This is a genomic window from Paenibacillus baimaensis (assembly GCF_025567575.1).
In genome coordinates this window covers 168128-183699 of record NZ_JAOQIO010000125.1, presented here as the reverse complement: position 1 = coordinate 183699, position 15572 = coordinate 168128, and the positions used below count along the sequence as shown (strand labels likewise).

The window sequence follows — 15572 nt, the reverse complement described above, 5'->3', positions numbered from 1 at the left end:
TTTTTATACAATAGAAACGATTCGTATTATGTATCTTTTTTACTCCCAAGGGAACTTGGTGATCAGGTAATGGGCAAACTTTTTACTTTCTTCCCTGCGAGCTTTTCTCATCTCCGCCCGTTTGAAAGCCGTCTCGTGCAGCTGCTTCTCTTCCTCGGTCTCCGGAATAACGGATGGAACCTTAGCCGTTTTTCTATTTTCATCAAAAGCAACGAAGGTCAAAAACGAAGTCGCCGCGATATTGCGCTCTCCCGTCTTCAAATCCTCGGTTACTACTTTCACAAAAACCTCCATCGAGCTCGTTCCCGTCCAGGTAACGAAAGACTCCAATGAAACGGCATCACTTGGGTTAATCGGCAGCAAGAAGTCTACCGAATCCGTTGAAGCCGTCACAACCGAACATCGTGAATGCTTTGACGCTGCAATTGAGGCAATATCGTCGATATACGCCATTAGTTTTCCACCAAACAAGGTGTTGTTGTTGTTGACATCAACTGGAAATACCCGTGCTGTTTTGTAGGAACGGGACTCCTTGACAAATCGCTTCTGCTCCATAAATTTAGCTCCTTTTTTCTTCTGAACTTTATCTATCCTAACATATCATATCCGTTAAAAGCTGACTATAACGTCGCTATCATTCCGCAAACGTGCAGCTCCATCCGTTTGAGTTTCCAACGCACCCAAGTCCAGAACAGTTTTATTTAGACATGGGTCAAAGCGTCTCGCCTGAATATCAGCCACGGGCGTATGCTGCCGCTCTTTTGAACTGCTCGTCAGTTGGGCGTACACCTGTATATAGAATGAATTGCTCCAATGCCTGAATAGCAAAAACCTCCGCACCAGTAATCACTTTCTTACTCTTTAACCTTGCATGACGGATCAGCGGAGTCTCGGCAGGGAGCGCAACCACATCAAATACGGTCTCAGCCTTTTCGATAAAATCGGGTTCAAATGACAAATCGTCAGCCTCTAAACCACCAGCCATCCCAACAGGTGTCACATTCACCAACAACTCCGGACGAATCCTTCCCAGATCATCCGTCCACTCATATCCATAAGCTTGTGCCAATGCACGACCAGCCACTTCGTTCCTGGCAACAACAAAACCTGAACCAAAGCCTGCATCATGCAGCGCACATAAGACAGCTTTGGCCATACCGCCGCTTCCACGGAGAGCGAATACACTATCACGCCGCACGTTGTGCTGGTTCAGCAATTGCGAAACCGCTATATAATCGGTATTATAGGCTTTTAATCGCCCCTGATCATTCACAATAGTGTTAACAGATTGAATCGCAGTCGCAGATTCATCCATCTCATCAATAAACGGGATACAGGCTTCTTTGTAAGGCATGGAGATAGCGCAACCACGTATTCCCATTGATCGAATGCCACCGATAGTCGCTTGCAAATCATTCGTGGTAAATGCTTTGTAAATGAAATTAAGATTCAACTCGTTGTACAAAAAATTGTGAAAACGGGTACCAAAATTACCCGGCCTTCCTGCAAGAGACATGCATAGTTGAGTATCTTTATTAATGGCTGCGTTCATAATTAATTACCTCCGTTTAAGCAATTAGTATGCTGTTGATGTCATCATTTTGTGCACATATTCGGTCAGTGTGCATATGTATGAGATTCATTCTTCTTATTGTATTCAGCCTCTTCATAGATTACAAGTTCGCTTCATCTAAGGCTACACCTAAATATCTATGTTTTTCGATCTCATAATTTGTTACAATAACTATACATCTGTTGAAAGAAAGTCAAATTATGGACAATTTAAGAGTCTGGAAGTTGTTCATCAAAGGAGGTGTTCAACATGATATTTGTAAGCATTGGTTTCGCTTTGTTAATCGGCATCATTTTCATTCTATCCGGGCAATTATTAAAGCGTAAACCCCCTAAGGACATTAATGCCATTTATGGGTATCGGACCTCTCGCTCAATGAAAAATATGGACTTATGGAACGAAGCGAATCAATATAGCTCGAAAATAATGATAAATAACGGTTATGTTATGATTGTGGCTGGTTGCTTGGTTGGCATGGGGCTTGGAGTCAAGTATCAAGTAGCTGCCATATTTTCAATAATGGGTATGATGCTTTTGCTAATCATTATGATGTTTATCCAAGTAGAGCGTAGATTGAAGCAATTAGACAAATAAACAAATTGTTAAGGGCTACATCCACTTTTTACTTTTGAAAAAAAACAGCATTCCCACCATAATCGCGGCCATTAGAATCCACACATAGAGATACCCGAAGCTCCAATCTAATTCCGGGATATCTTTAAAATTCATGCCATAAACCCCAGCGACAAAAGTTAACGGAAGGAATATCGTGCTGATGACGGTTAGTGTTTTCATCGTTTCATTCATGCGATCGGATTTCATACTCACCTGCATTTCCAGCAAGCCCGTCAGAGATTCACGGTACATATCGATGGAATCCACAACCCGTGAGATGTGATCGAAAATATCTGCGAAATAAACGTCGGCATCGGGATGGGAATACGGAAAGCTTTGATGACTGATGGTTCCTATCACGGTTCTTTCTTCAACGAAAACCCTGCGAAGGTTATGTGTGATGCGTTTTAATTGGAAAATTTCACGGGATATTGGGGCGTATGGATCATCATGAATAGCCTCTTCCCATGTTTCCACCTTATCTTCAATGTGATCTATAACTTGAACGTATTCATCCACACATCTGTCCATAATATGGTACAGAATCTGAGCAGGAAACGTCATTCTTCCCTCAATTTCTTTAAATTCCTCATATAAACTATCTAGCAGTGGAATATCAGCTTCATATACGGATACGACATAGTTCTTCCCAATTACCAAGGCAATTTCCATAGGATCATACTGCTCATTGATAGCAAAAAATGAAATGAAAATATTGTTTTTGTATCTATCCATTTTTGGGCGTCCATGCAGCTGGATACAATCCTCTACCAGAAGGTGATGACTCTCAAGTAAGTCGGATAACACATGCTTGGTTTCTGATGACTCCGGGTTGCGTAGACGAATCCAGACCATCTCATGGTCCTCTGGCTTTCTTACTTTTTCTGTAGTTGTTCGATGGGTCAAAGTATTATAAATGAGCATAAGTATCCTCCGTCAGCCTTTGATTTCTTGGGTAGATCACTCTGATTAAATTATATCACTCCATTAACGATTAGCTAGCTCGCACGGTATGCGCCCAATATGGGGGATGTTGAAAATAAATCCATAACTTCCGGAGGCACCAATGATTATTGTTACCGTATTACTGTTGCTTTGTGGTCTATTGATGTTAATACAACCAGCCATCCTTTGGACAATTACAGAAAGCTGGAAGTCAAACGACGCAACAGAACCATCTGATTTGTACCTTTGGTCAACCCGGTTTGGTGGAGTCATGTTTACCCTTGTTGGCCTTGCAGGTGTTTACGTTTATTTATTTGTCTCAGCTTAACCAACATCATTAGGAGGGTAATCTATTGAGAAAATGGTCTATCATCGCATGTGTCATAGCAACTTTATCAGGATGTTCACCAACTATTGACGATGCGGCTTCCAAGATTCGTTCAGTTCATACCGAATTGACAAAACAGAACGGTTTGGAGCATTGGAAATTAGCTTTAATACCGAAATACTTTGCTCCAGGACAACAGAATTATGATCTTGAATTCCAAAATTCGGGAGACATTTCAGTTCAAAGTGTGACTGTGTATTATAGAGTGGATATAAAAGAAAAGCTTTCAGGTACAATTGTAAAACCGGATTCAAAAACTGTGGTTTCCAAACTGGATCCAAACGAAAAATTAACGTTATCCGATTTAAATTTGCCAATAGACACACCGATATCGGTAGAAGTGGACTGGCTCGAAGGAAATCGTATAAACAAAGGAACAGGGGTCTTCAGGATAACCGAAATTAAGTAGAAAATGATGCTGTTCATTTGTTAGAGCGTTATATCGTAGACTGCAAAGAGCTCTTCCCGTTCAAGGCGAAGAGCTCTTTTTACTAATGACGCCTTATGGTCCTGTAACAGTAAAAAAGAGCCTCAGTAACGCGGGCTCTTCATCTATCATTTATGGAGTTGGTACTACGACCTCTGAGAGCACCGCTTGGGCGATGCCAATAAAATATTCGGATTCGCGGCGTATGTGGTTTAACACAGTTATCGCGGTCGGATTGTTTTTCAACGCTGTGCTTTCGGTACCCAGTTGGTTTAATAATTGTATAAATTGCTCACTTTGCCTTCTACCAAACAAAACCAGCTCCATAATTTGCTTGTAAACCTCACTGCTCACCTGATGCTCCATGCGCCCAACCCACTCAATATAACGAACAAACATCGCTTGTGTTCGAGCCAATGCTTGTTCCCATGCTTGCAAAGCTTCTACAAACGGCTGCTCCAAATCAGGCACTAACGCTCTTATTACATCGGTATGCTCAGTTTCCTGCAGCTTCCAGAATTCTCCCTCATCGAGAATTCGCAGCGGCATTTTATCTCCGTAATCAAATTGCATTCACAGATACCTCCGTCTTCTCATCCGTTCATAGATGTAATCTATTCTGATGGAAGACGATATATGTCTGTCTCGTTTGCTCTCCAATTCAGGCTGTGACACAAAAAAGGATACCGAATATTAATCCGGTACCCCTCATTGTGTATATCGTATAGGTGCTGTTAAGCCAAGTCTTCTTTTTCCAGGATACGGACCGCGTCACCAAAATGACCACGGCACTGCTCCAATACAGCCAAAGCCCTATTCGAATCTACGGCAAATTTGATCATCAAAATAGCTACCCGTGCATCTCCATCTGCCTGCTGGGTATACGAAGCAGCCTTCTCGTAATCAGCTCCGGTCGCTTCACCGACAATCCGGATAACCCGATCACGCAGCTTTTCGTTCGTTGCCTGCACATTCACCATCAAATTACCGTAAACCTTGCCGAGCTTGATCATCACGGTGGTCGTGATCATGTTGAGCACCAGCTTCGTTGCAGTACCTGCCTTAAGCCGTGTCGATCCGGTCACAACCTCAGGGCCAACTGGAACCTCAATCGCATATTCAGCCGCTGCACTGAGTCGTGCATTGTCGTTGCAGGACACACTGGCCGTTACTGCCCCCATCGCCCGAGCGCGATTAATCGCCCCGATTACATAAGGCGTATTGCCGCTTGCGGCTATGCCTACCAATGCATCATTTGCTGTCAGACGGGCTTCGATTTCTCTCGCACCCGCTTCGGCATCGTCTTCGGCATTTTCGATAGCTGTCATGATCGCGGCTTCCCCGCCAGCGATGATCCCGGTAACCAACTCACGGTTAACACCAAATGTTGGTGGACATTCCGATGCATCCAGGATGCCGAGACGTCCGCTTGTTCCTGCTCCTATATAAAACAGTCTGCCGCCTTTGCTCATCACCTCAACAATGGCTTCAATCGCCTTGCCGATTTGCGGGAGCGCATGCTGTACGGAAAGTGCAACTGTCTGATCCTCAGCATTCATGATTTGAATAATTTCCTGCACATTCATTTCATCCAACTGGCTCGTTTTCTCATTTCTTTGTTCCGTAATGGGTTGACTTTCGATGTGTTTCAACTATGTTTCCCTCCTTGTCTCCCATGCACGAATTTGTGTTTTCAATGCATCTGTAATTGCTATACCGGCCTGCTTGAGTGCAAGCACATAACAACCTGTCACAGGCGGTACCTCGAGCTTACTTACCTTGAGCTTGCTGTTCATGATGTCTTGCTGAGACTCAAAGCAGGTTTGAAACCAGCTGTCCGAGAATAGCCCTCCACTGAGTAACAGCGGCAGGTCCGACATATCCTGGTTCGGTTGTAATTGCTGCAGTCGTGCTTTGGCGGTTATCGCGATCTGGGCCAATTCCTTGACCGCTTGATCCACGATCTCCAGAGCCACTGCATCATCTTCCTTAGCCGCTTGAAGCACGATCTTGGAGAGCACCGCGATAGCGGTTCGTATATTCGCCTGTCCATACACATAGGTGACGATCTGATTGGGATCGGTTAGGGACAATTGGTCCAGTATATAGGATGTCAGCTTCGTGTGGGGACCTCGGCCATCATGCTGCTTCATTACAGCAATCAACGCTTGCTGGCTCATATTGAAGCCGCTGCCCTCATCGCCTAACATATATCCCCAGCCCCCGACACGAACGCTAATGGAGGCCTCAGGCACAAAGCCGTACGCTATCGATCCCGTTCCCGAGATCAGTACAATTCCCGCTTCTCCCCAAGTCCCGGCAGATAATGCCGTAATCGCATCATTATGCAGCGTAATGACAACCGAAGCCGGCAGCTTCCCTTCTAATAAAGACAGAATTTGCACCTTATCCTCTGGACGATCTGCACCTGCCAAGCCGAGAAAAACTCCCTCTAGCTGTGACTCGGTGCTGTTGGACAACGCCAAAGCTTGTTGAATCAAGGACAGCAATACTTCCTGTACAACCTCCCTGGAGTTGGACTTGATACTGCTGGATGCCCCATAACAGACAGCCAACACATTACCCAAGCCATCACCGATCATACAGGCCGTTTTCGTACCGCCACCGTCAATTCCTATAAACCTGATATCTTTACTTGACGGCACCGGCAGTCATCCCTTCCATAAATTGTTTGGAAGCGACAGCGAACAAGATGATCATCGGAAGCGAAGATAAGGTCAGACCGGCGAACAGCACGCTCCAATCGGTCGAATATTCACTGAACAGGGTAAGCATCCCGACCGGAATTGTCTTTTTGACTTCATCCTGGATAAATATTAACGGAAAGAAAAAATCATTCCATACCGTAATAAAATTCATAATCATAACCGTACCGAGCGCAGGACGCATCAATGGGGCAATGATTTTTACCAAAATCCCCAAATCAGAACAGCCGTCAATTTTACCGGATTCCTCCAGCTCCTTAGGTAAGGTTCGGAAAAACCCGACCAGAATCAGAACGGACATCGGAATGCCAATCGCCGTATATACGAAAATCAAGGAAAAGCTTGTATTCATCAAACCAAGAGTTTTCATCAGGATAAACAAGGGAACAATACCCAGCTTGACCGGAATCATCATCCCCAACAGGAAGAAGAAAAACAAGGCCGGGTTCCACTTGAAATTAAATCTCGCAATATAAAACGATACCAATGCCCCCGATATGAGAATCAGTGCCACAGAAGTAACACTAACAAATACACTGTTCCAAAAGTAATCGAAATAAGGCAATTGATCGAGTAATTTTCGATACGCATCAAAGGTCCAAAGCTTGGGGAACGCCATCGGGTTTTTAAAAATTTCAATGTTGGTCTTGAACGAAGACAGCAGCATCAGGAAGATCGGGTATAGACTGACAACCGTGAACAGTATGGCAATCGCATAGTGTCCAATACGTAATCCTTTGTGTTCTTTCATCGAGACTCCTCACCTTTCATGAATGTATGAGAGCACAGCATAGTCTGCATTCCGCTTAAGCCATATCCCGTTTTCTCACATATGCCATGAAAAGGGCTGACAACACTGCAATAATAAAGAACAAAGTAACTGCCAGTGCAGAGCCAAGTCCAATAGCCACTCCATCTCCGCTTGAACCTCCAAACGCAACCCGGTAGAAAAATACAGCCAGCAAATCGGTCGAATGGTACGGCTCACCTTGAGATCCCTGCATCGCATACACGAGCTCAAACGCCTCAAAAGCCTGAACAAACGTGAAAATCGTAACAATAACAATCGACTGCGACATCATCGGGAAAATGATCGATTTAATGAGTCGGAAGCCTTTGGCGCCGTCCAAACGTGCCGCTTCAATAGCCTCTAGAGAAATGGACTGCAACCCTGCTAATAAAATCAAGATGGAGAAGCCGATTCCGAACCAGCTGTTGACCAAAATGATCGAGGTGAGCGCGTATGCTGGATCTCCCAGCCAAGGCTTCGCCCACTCTCCAAGTCCTACCTGTTTAAGCATCACATTAATCGCTCCGAAGTTCGGATTAAGCATCAGCTTCCACAGAAATCCGACTACGATGACGGAGAGCAATCTGGGTAAAAAATAAGCCATCTTGAACAATTCGGCTCCCTTAACCTTCGTAAAAATGATATAGGCGAGCACGAACGCAATTCCATTCTGCACAATCATTTCCATGGCGAAATAGTACCAATTGTGTGCGAATGCATTCCAGAACAGCCCTTTAAAAGGTTCTGTTGTAAATAGCTTTGTGAAATTCGCAATTCCTATAAAAGCGCCCTTCTTGAGTCCAGTCCAGTCAAATAAGCTGTAACTGAACGCTGCGAGAATCGGATATACGATGAATAACGTATATACGGCGAGGGCTGGAATCGGGAATAAGTGAATGAACCCTTTACTCCAGTTGAACTTCTTATGCTTGTGCTTTGGTTCATGAGCCTGTGCATGGATCCCATTCATTACGCCTCGCCGCCTTTGTCAATCTGAATTTGTTTACTTATTTGGCTGCCGGTTTGAACCAGCTGTCCACGCTCTTTTGCAATTCTTCCGTAACCTTAGCCGGTGTTTCCTTACCCAGATACATACCTTGTAACAGCTGCTCGAAGATCGATTTGGAGGTCGGGTTGCCGCCGTTAAAATGGATAACGAACATGTACGGAGTTGAAACTGTATTGGCCAAAGTAGAAATTTTGGTGACGATCGGATCATTGGATTGAACACCCGGAATCGTGCTCGGCTTCTTCAATTCGTTCGCTACCAGCGTACCGAATTCTTTGGAGGTCATAAATTCAATGAATTTCATTGCTTCTTTCTTGCCTTTGGATTCCTTGTTGACTCCAAAAGATCCATCTACCCACGTAGTAACCGTAGCTTTACCAGCGGCTGCATTCGGAACAGCGAATAAATCCATATCGAGATCCGGATTCATTTTTTTCATGACCGCTACTTCCCAGTCACCCATAACCATCATTCCAGCCTGCTCGGTCACGAAAAGGTTACGCATATCATCCATCGACAGCCCTACATAATTTTCAGGGAAATATTTGGTGAGGTCCTGCATCATTTGCACCGAATCGGTAAATTCCTTGCTCTTCAGATTCGTTTGACCTGTTGTCACTTTGTTCACGTAGTCGGTTCCGCCATAAATCGCAGGTCCAAGTGCGCCGTGTGTAAGTGAAAGAATCCAGCCTTCCTTGGAGCCAAAAGCAAATGGAGTCACTTTATTCTGCTTCAGTGTATCCGCCGCTTTGATCAATTCGTCCCAAGTCTTGGGCTCTTCAATATTGAATTTCTTGAACAGCTTCTTATTATAGAAGATTTGCGTGGAGCTAAATACCGTCGGCACACCATATACCTTGCCGTCTTTGCCCGTTGCCGCTGATAACGCTGATTTGGAGAATACATCCATGCCTTTAACGGAATCCAGAGGCTCCAGATATCCGCCATCTGCAAGTGCAATACCAGGCGCATAAGGACGCAAATGTATAATGTCAGGAGCACTGCCCGTTTGCAGTGAAGTGTTCAGCAATGTATTGTACTCTGTGTTTTTGGTAGGCTTGAACTCAATTTCGATGTTCGGATTTTTGGACTGGAATTCTTTAATGATTTTTTCGTAGGCTTCCTTATCTTCTGTTCTCCAGCTACCCATCGTCAACTTAACTTTGTCTACCTTAGTGTCCGGTTTGGGCGCGGGTGTCGCACCTGGTTGGCTGGCAGTGCTGCTACAGCCTGTAATAACCAAGGTTAAAGCGGCAACCATAATAACGGAAAGTTTCATCGTACGTTTCATCTTGTAGACTCCTCCTTGGAATGTGCGAAGCTGATTAATCATGAGCCTTCGCTGTGCTGTGATGGTTTACCTATATTCAATCCCCGACAAGCGAGGAATAAATAGCTTCATGTACAAGTGGACGCAGCTCCCGGATCGGATTGCTTCTGCCATAATGAACCGCATTCGTCATAAAAACGACGATGAGCTCGCTATGTGGTTCTATCCATAGACTTGTTCCGGTAAAGCCAGTATGACCAAAGCTGCCAAAAGGCCATGTTTGCCCACAGCTCGGAATTACGGGTTGCCCCTGCCATACTTCCCAACCAAGACCTCTGCCTTGAAAAGGGTTGGTTACACATAGCTCGCGCTGACCTGGAGTGAGCAAGGATTCCTCTGAAGTCAGCCAGCTCCTTGCATATTGAAGCAGATCGGTGGCTGTGGTGAACATCCCGGCACTTCCCGATATGCCCCCCATTTGATAACACTTTTCATCGTGAACCTCTCCCACAATATAGCCATTTCCATCGGCCTCTGTGGCCGCGATACGCTCCCTCAGAGACTCATCAGGTGTGAATGTCGTATCCTTCATGCCCAGTGGCTGGAATATTTGTTTCGTCACGAATTCGGATAACCTTTGGCGAGTCAGCTCTTCGATAACGCTTCCCAACAGAATAAATCCGAGATCGCTGTATACAACCTTCGTGCCCGTTTCATAAACCAGCTCTTGCTGCAAAATGTCCTTAACGACATCTCTCGGCTCATACCTGTCTACTCGCGGCAGATCGGCTGGAAGACCTGAGCTATGCTGCAGTAACTGCCTGATCGTTATTAGTCCGTGCCGAAAATCGGGTATATACTTCTGAACGGAATCATCCAGAGAAAGCTGCTTGTGCTGCTCAAGGAGCAGGATTGCCGGTAAAGTCGCGGTCACTTTCGTCAGAGAGGCCGCATCAAACATCGTGTTATACTTGATATCGCGAATCTTTTGTCCATCCGAGTAGGAGCCCCACTCCTTATGCCAGCGCAGCTTGCTGCCCAAGCTAATATCCAATACAGCACCGGGGATTTGATTAAGCTCTACCCAGCTTTGTATTTGTTGTTCAATGTTATGCATTGCGCTTCGATCCTCTGACTGCTTTTCTTGTATTCTCCAGCGCCTGGATGACCGCTTCATACGAGCGGCTTGCGATCCCGACGTACAAGATATCGATAACGTTCAGCTGGACAATTCTGGATGCCATCGCTCCACTGCGGATGCTTTGCTCCATCGAGCTTGTGAACAAACAGATATCAGCCAATTCTGAGACAGGATTATGACCAAATTTGGTCATCGCAATGATCGTGGCCCCGCTCTCCTTAGCAATCTCCAACGATTGGATAATTGATTCCGTTTGACCTGAGTACGATATGCCAAATGCGACATCGTGCTCGTTCATATTCGCAGCCAATGTGACCTGGGAGTCAAAGTCAGACGCCATTTCACACCATCTGTTTATCCGCGAAAGCTTTTGCTTGAAATCCTGGGCAATCACGGCTGAGGCGCCAACTCCAAAAATATACACACGCTTTGCACGATCCAGACTTTCAATCGCTTTCTCCACATCCTCTACCGACAGCACAGCCAATGTGTCCTGAATCGATAAAATGTTGTTATGTGAGATCGACTGAATTAAGGACGGAATCGACCCGTCAATCTGGATTTCCTGATAGGAGGTCCCCATACTGTTCGAGGACTTAGCGAGGTCAGCAGCAATTCTCAGCTTCAGCTCCTGGAATCCTTTCATATGGAGGGAACGCGCCAGGCGCACAATCGTCGCTTCGCTGACTTCAGCCAGTTCGGCCAGCTTTTGCACCGAAGCATTCATCACCATCTCAGGGTGCTCCAAAATGTACAGGGCAACCTTACGTTCAGTAGGTTTGAGTGTATCCAACGATTCACGGATACTTATGAGACCCTGATTCACCATGCCATCACTATCCTTTGCACTTAATTCGTTGAAGAGTCAGCAACATGTAAACTTAGCTTACAACTTCATTATAAAATAATATTTCGTTTTGTAAAGACTTTTTGTGAAATTTTATTTCTTTACAAATTTTTAAAGATGTTGTCCGGCTGCAAACAAGCTGCCAAGCCCTATCTATCAATACCCTTTTTCATTTCAAAGCAATAATGGTAAAATAAGATCAGGATCTTTGGAACTTATAGGAGGAAAATAATATGCCACAGTGGACGCATCCCGAACAATATACAGCTTTTGATAATGAAGATCAGGCATTGGCATTTTGCAAGGATTGGGGGCTGCTCCCGCAAAAAGCGGCGAAGCTGAAAACCTTCAGATACAAAGGTCAAAACCTGGATATCCCTTGTGAAATCGTAGGATATGCAGACCTTGTATTTGCTGTCATCCAGGTCGACGGTGAGCTTCATAATATCCATCCTTCTTATCTACGCGAAATGCAGAACGCCCATTTTGGTAAAATTAAGCTTGAGGAAGATTCGGAGGCAAGCGAAGCAGGTGCTATTGCGAGTGAGGATCTGAATGAGACTTCAAGCCAAAGCTTAGCAGAAGTTGCGCCCGGAGCACCTGCTGCAGCATCAGAACCGCCCAAAGCCAAAAAATCAACAGACAAGAAAACCTCTGATAAACCGCCTGCGGCTCCTGTTGCCCTGCCGGAAGGAAAGGTTAGCGTTGAAGCGACTGTAGCAGAATTCGCCTCGGTACCTAATCCATTCAGCGACACCGATGATGAAGTCGTGATCTTTGAGCAAATAACGTTCCAGCATGAGGGTACAGCTACATCACTGGATACTGCATGGTCCAGCCACAGCATGGCCTTGAAAAAATTGGAATTGCAAATAGGCGATCAGCTCAGCTTTGAAGCCAAATTGGTCGCCAAAAAGTTAAATAAACATCCCGTTAAATACAAAATCAATAATGCAGCCAAAATTACCAAACAAGATCCACAATAAGTGATCGAAATCCATAGGACAATCTGCGATCGGCCCGTATTCTTGTCATATGTAACCGTGACAAAATACGGGCCGATCACGCTATGGTTACTTTTGATATTTGCCAAGCAGCGCCGACAGGTTAGCGTTCAAGCCCTTAATATCAGGATCTTCAGACTTCGAGTTACTCAAATGATATTTCTCTTTTAGCTTCAATATCCGGGTTACACTTGCATTCAACACAGAATCCGGGATTGTTCCATTGGATACAGCGCTCCGCAGCGCTTGAATGACCTGAACCTGCTGGTCGAAAGAATGTCCTACAAGCACAATATCCCCGCCTGCCAACACTGACTCTACCGCGGCCTGCCCGATTTCATAATTTTGAGTAATAGCCCCCATTGTCATATCATCGGTAAAAACAACCCCATTAAACCCCATCTCCTTACGCAGCAAATCGGTAATGACTGCTTTAGAAAAGGAAGCAGGATGATCTGCGTCCAGCTTTGGCATAAGCAGATGAGCCACCATAACGGCATCCGCCCCATTGTTAATTGCACTCGCAAAAGGAACTAACTCCAACTGACGAAGATGGGTTAAATCATGATTGACCACCGGAAGCCCAAGATGTGAATCAACCGCAGTATCTCCATGTCCAGGAAAATGTTTAACCACAGCAACCACTTGAGCGGACTCTATTCCTTGCATGGTCGCAACACCAAGTCGACTGACCACGTCAGCCTGATTCCCGAACGAACGGTCACCAATAACCGTGTTGTTCGGATTACTGAATACATCAAGGACTGGAGCAAAATCCATATTCAATCCAAAACTCTTCAGTTCCTTACCCAAGGATGCTCCTATTTCCCTTGAAAATTCACTATTATTGATTTTACCAATTGCCGCATTCGTAGGGAGCTTCTTCAATTCATCAGGAAGCCGGCTAACCCTGCCACCCTCTTCGTCTACGCTAAGCATTAACGGAATGCCAGTCACCGATTCATTAGTGGATTTCAATGAATTAAACAGGGCTAGCGCCTGTGGGGTATCTTTTAAATTCACCTTAAAAAAAATAAACCCGCCGACGTGGTATTCGGATATAAGCTGTGTAGTCTGGTCATTATTGGTAAGCCCATCCATGCCGACTACAACCAACTGACCCACCTTTTCATGGATCGACATCTTCTTGATTTGTTCAAGAACTTTGTCTGCTGGTTGGGTTGGCTGATTAACAGCCGGTGCTGGTGCAGGGACTGCCTCAGAGGGCGTACCCGTTTGTGTCGGCTTTGGAGTTGAATTAGGAACCGGAGAAACCGCTGCAGGGGGATTGGGATTACTTGCGGATGGGCTTCCTTGGCTCATACAGCCGCTCAGCATAAGGAAACAAAGGGGAGTTATCGCCCACCATCTTCTTTTTTTTGCCGTCACAGTTCATCACCTCATGATGTCAATTGATAGCTGGCAGTGCCTAAGTCGGTTAGCGAATGAATCTGTACTTGTTCGACTTCTTATGTTACTTCCTATTCTTTCCCAAAGCTTGAAATTTTACATAAATTCAGGAGAACTACATTTAGATCAGTTCCTTGCGCGCTTTCAAATATTTGTACAAGATACATCCGGATATGGCGCAGATTAGTGCGCATAAACCGATAAAGCCGTATCCAGCCTGAAGTCCACGCAGCAATCCTGTTTCCGCGTCCGGCCCATAGCTGTTTTTGATACCGCTAGTGATCGCTCCGATAGCATAGTTGCCCACAACGCTGCCAATCCCCATCAAAGTAACGGTGAACGTGATGGCAGTGTCGCTGCCGCGTGGATATCTTTTGGCAATAAAAGCCATGATTGTCGGATAAATCGGTGCAATTCCCACGCCTGCTGCAGCGAACAAAAATGCCAGTGATTCCCCGCCCCAGATAGCAGCAAACGTACATACGGCAGAAAAAGCGGAGAAGATGATGAGAGACAGATTAAACCCGATTTTATCCGTAACCGGACCCAGAAAAAGTCTTGCAGCCGAGAAGCAAAAAAAGAACGCAGACAGCATCCCGGAAGCCGCAACCCCATCCCACCTGTAGGCTTTTTCCAAAAAATTGACCAACCAGCCACCAACCGCCATTTCCGATACGACGCCAAATGAAAGTATGAGCACCAGCAGCCATAAGGCGGGATCCCGCACAAGCATTTTCAAAGGAACTCGATCCTCCAGCGGCAGATCGTCACCTGGAAAATAGCTGAGTAGCGCCGGGATCATCGGCAGCACAGACAAGGATAACATGACCAGATACATCCCGCGCCAATCCAGCATATGCCCGTACAGAGTCACCGACATCATTCCCGAGGCAATCATCGGCGCTACCGTAGAGCTGAGTCCGTAAAAGAAATGGGACAGATTCATCATCGTGCCGGTATTTCTAATAAATATTCGCGCCCCAAGTATAGCAAGTCCGATCTCCAGCATTCCATTACCGATGTACATCAAGAAGTAAGATGAGGAAAAAATCGGATAGCTGCGGGAGAAAAAAATCAGGATTCCCGACACCAGCATCGCTCCGAAAGCCAACAGGGTCACAGCTTTGATTCCCAGTTTGCGAGTCAGGTAAGCCGTAAAAGAGCAGGCGATCAAATAACCCAGCGCATTCAGCGACAATAGCGAGCCCAGCTGCATTTCATCCAGGTTAAAGTCGTATTGTATTCGAGGAATGGCCGGTCCTTTAATATTTTCTGATATGCCAAAAATAATAAATCCCAAAAAAATCGTCGCCAGTTGCATCACATAAGTTTTATTAAGCCCGCTTACGCGTTGGAGCATGGATTAACTTCACCCGCCATTTCGTTATTCAACTAAGAGCATACTACACATCGTACAAAGCCAAAAG

The 15572-nt window shown here is 45.4% G+C and carries 17 protein-coding genes; 4 read left to right on the top strand and 13 right to left on the bottom strand.

The features are described 5' to 3' along the window. Nucleotides 1–39: 39 nt before the first annotated feature. Nucleotides 40–555, bottom strand: coding sequence for an acyl-CoA thioesterase (locus OB236_RS39545; protein ID WP_262689032.1), 516 nt, complete (start codon nt 553–555; stop codon nt 40–42). A 178-nt stretch (nt 556–733) separates the two neighbouring features. After that, complete coding sequence (locus OB236_RS39540; RefSeq protein ID WP_262689031.1) at nt 734–1552, bottom strand: shikimate 5-dehydrogenase; 819 nt, start codon at nt 1550–1552, stop codon at nt 734–736. Nucleotides 1553–1822: 270 nt separating this feature from the next. Here OB236_RS39540 and OB236_RS39535 point away from each other — a divergent pair, with 270 nt between their 5' ends. Further along, nucleotides 1823–2167: an SdpI family protein gene (locus tag OB236_RS39535; RefSeq protein ID WP_262689029.1), complete on the top strand. Its 345-nt coding sequence runs from the start codon at nt 1823–1825 to the stop codon at nt 2165–2167. 15 nt (nt 2168–2182) lie between these two features. Here the strand turns inward: OB236_RS39535 and corA are convergent, their stop codons facing one another. Further along, complete coding sequence (gene corA, locus OB236_RS39530) at nt 2183–3112, bottom strand: magnesium/cobalt transporter CorA (RefSeq protein ID WP_262689027.1); 930 nt, start codon at nt 3110–3112, stop codon at nt 2183–2185. A gap of 142 nt (nt 3113–3254) precedes the next feature. Here corA and OB236_RS39955 point away from each other — a divergent pair, with 142 nt between their 5' ends. Then, a complete protein-coding gene (locus OB236_RS39955; RefSeq protein ID WP_332843822.1) occupies nt 3255–3461 on the top strand; it encodes a DUF6199 family natural product biosynthesis protein in 207 nt (68 codons plus the stop codon). A 25-nt stretch (nt 3462–3486) separates the two neighbouring features. Then, nucleotides 3487–3930, top strand: coding sequence for a hypothetical protein (locus OB236_RS39525; protein ID WP_262689025.1), 444 nt, complete (start codon nt 3487–3489; stop codon nt 3928–3930). 150 nt (nt 3931–4080) lie between these two features. On the opposite strand, the gene OB236_RS39520 is transcribed toward OB236_RS39525, so the two are convergent. From OB236_RS39520 to OB236_RS39485, 8 genes are all read right to left on the bottom strand, one after another. Next, entirely contained in the window at nt 4081–4521 is a 441-nt protein-coding gene (locus OB236_RS39520) for a DUF2935 domain-containing protein (RefSeq protein ID WP_262689023.1), read from the bottom strand. A gap of 161 nt (nt 4522–4682) precedes the next feature. Then, complete coding sequence (murQ, locus tag OB236_RS39515; RefSeq protein ID WP_262689021.1) at nt 4683–5600, bottom strand: N-acetylmuramic acid 6-phosphate etherase; 918 nt, start codon at nt 5598–5600, stop codon at nt 4683–4685. After that, nucleotides 5601–6614: an N-acetylglucosamine kinase gene (locus tag OB236_RS39510; protein WP_262689020.1), complete on the bottom strand. Its 1014-nt coding sequence runs from the start codon at nt 6612–6614 to the stop codon at nt 5601–5603. Beyond that, nucleotides 6601–7425, bottom strand: coding sequence for a carbohydrate ABC transporter permease (locus OB236_RS39505; protein WP_076236992.1), 825 nt, complete (start codon nt 7423–7425; stop codon nt 6601–6603). Before OB236_RS39505 ends, OB236_RS39510 begins: the two co-directional genes overlap by 14 nt. 55 nt (nt 7426–7480) lie before the next feature. Beyond that, nucleotides 7481–8434, bottom strand: coding sequence for a carbohydrate ABC transporter permease (locus OB236_RS39500; protein ID WP_083689836.1), 954 nt, complete (start codon nt 8432–8434; stop codon nt 7481–7483). A gap of 37 nt (nt 8435–8471) precedes the next feature. Beyond that, entirely contained in the window at nt 8472–9764 is a 1293-nt protein-coding gene (locus tag OB236_RS39495) for an ABC transporter substrate-binding protein (protein WP_262689016.1), read from the bottom strand. Nucleotides 9765–9840: 76 nt separating this feature from the next. Next, complete coding sequence (locus OB236_RS39490; protein ID WP_262689015.1) at nt 9841–10860, bottom strand: serine hydrolase domain-containing protein; 1020 nt, start codon at nt 10858–10860, stop codon at nt 9841–9843. Next, the gene (locus OB236_RS39485) at nt 10853–11713 is read right to left on the bottom strand and encodes a MurR/RpiR family transcriptional regulator (RefSeq protein ID WP_076237000.1); all 861 of its coding nucleotides are present in this window, start codon (nt 11711–11713) and stop codon (nt 10853–10855) included. Before OB236_RS39485 ends, OB236_RS39490 begins: the two co-directional genes overlap by 8 nt. Before the next feature lie 251 nt (nt 11714–11964). Here OB236_RS39485 and OB236_RS39480 point away from each other — a divergent pair, with 251 nt between their 5' ends. After that, a complete protein-coding gene (locus OB236_RS39480; protein ID WP_262689013.1) occupies nt 11965–12717 on the top strand; it encodes a hypothetical protein in 753 nt (250 codons plus the stop codon). Between the two features lie 87 nt (nt 12718–12804). On the opposite strand, the gene nagZ is transcribed toward OB236_RS39480, so the two are convergent. Further along, nucleotides 12805–14124, bottom strand: a complete 1320-nt coding sequence (nagZ, locus tag OB236_RS39475; RefSeq protein ID WP_262689011.1) for a beta-N-acetylhexosaminidase — start codon at nt 14122–14124, stop codon at nt 12805–12807. Nucleotides 14125–14266: 142 nt separating this feature from the next. Then, the gene (locus OB236_RS39470; protein WP_262689009.1) at nt 14267–15505 is read right to left on the bottom strand and encodes an MFS transporter; all 1239 of its coding nucleotides are present in this window, start codon (nt 15503–15505) and stop codon (nt 14267–14269) included. Nucleotides 15506–15572 lie beyond the last annotated feature (67 nt).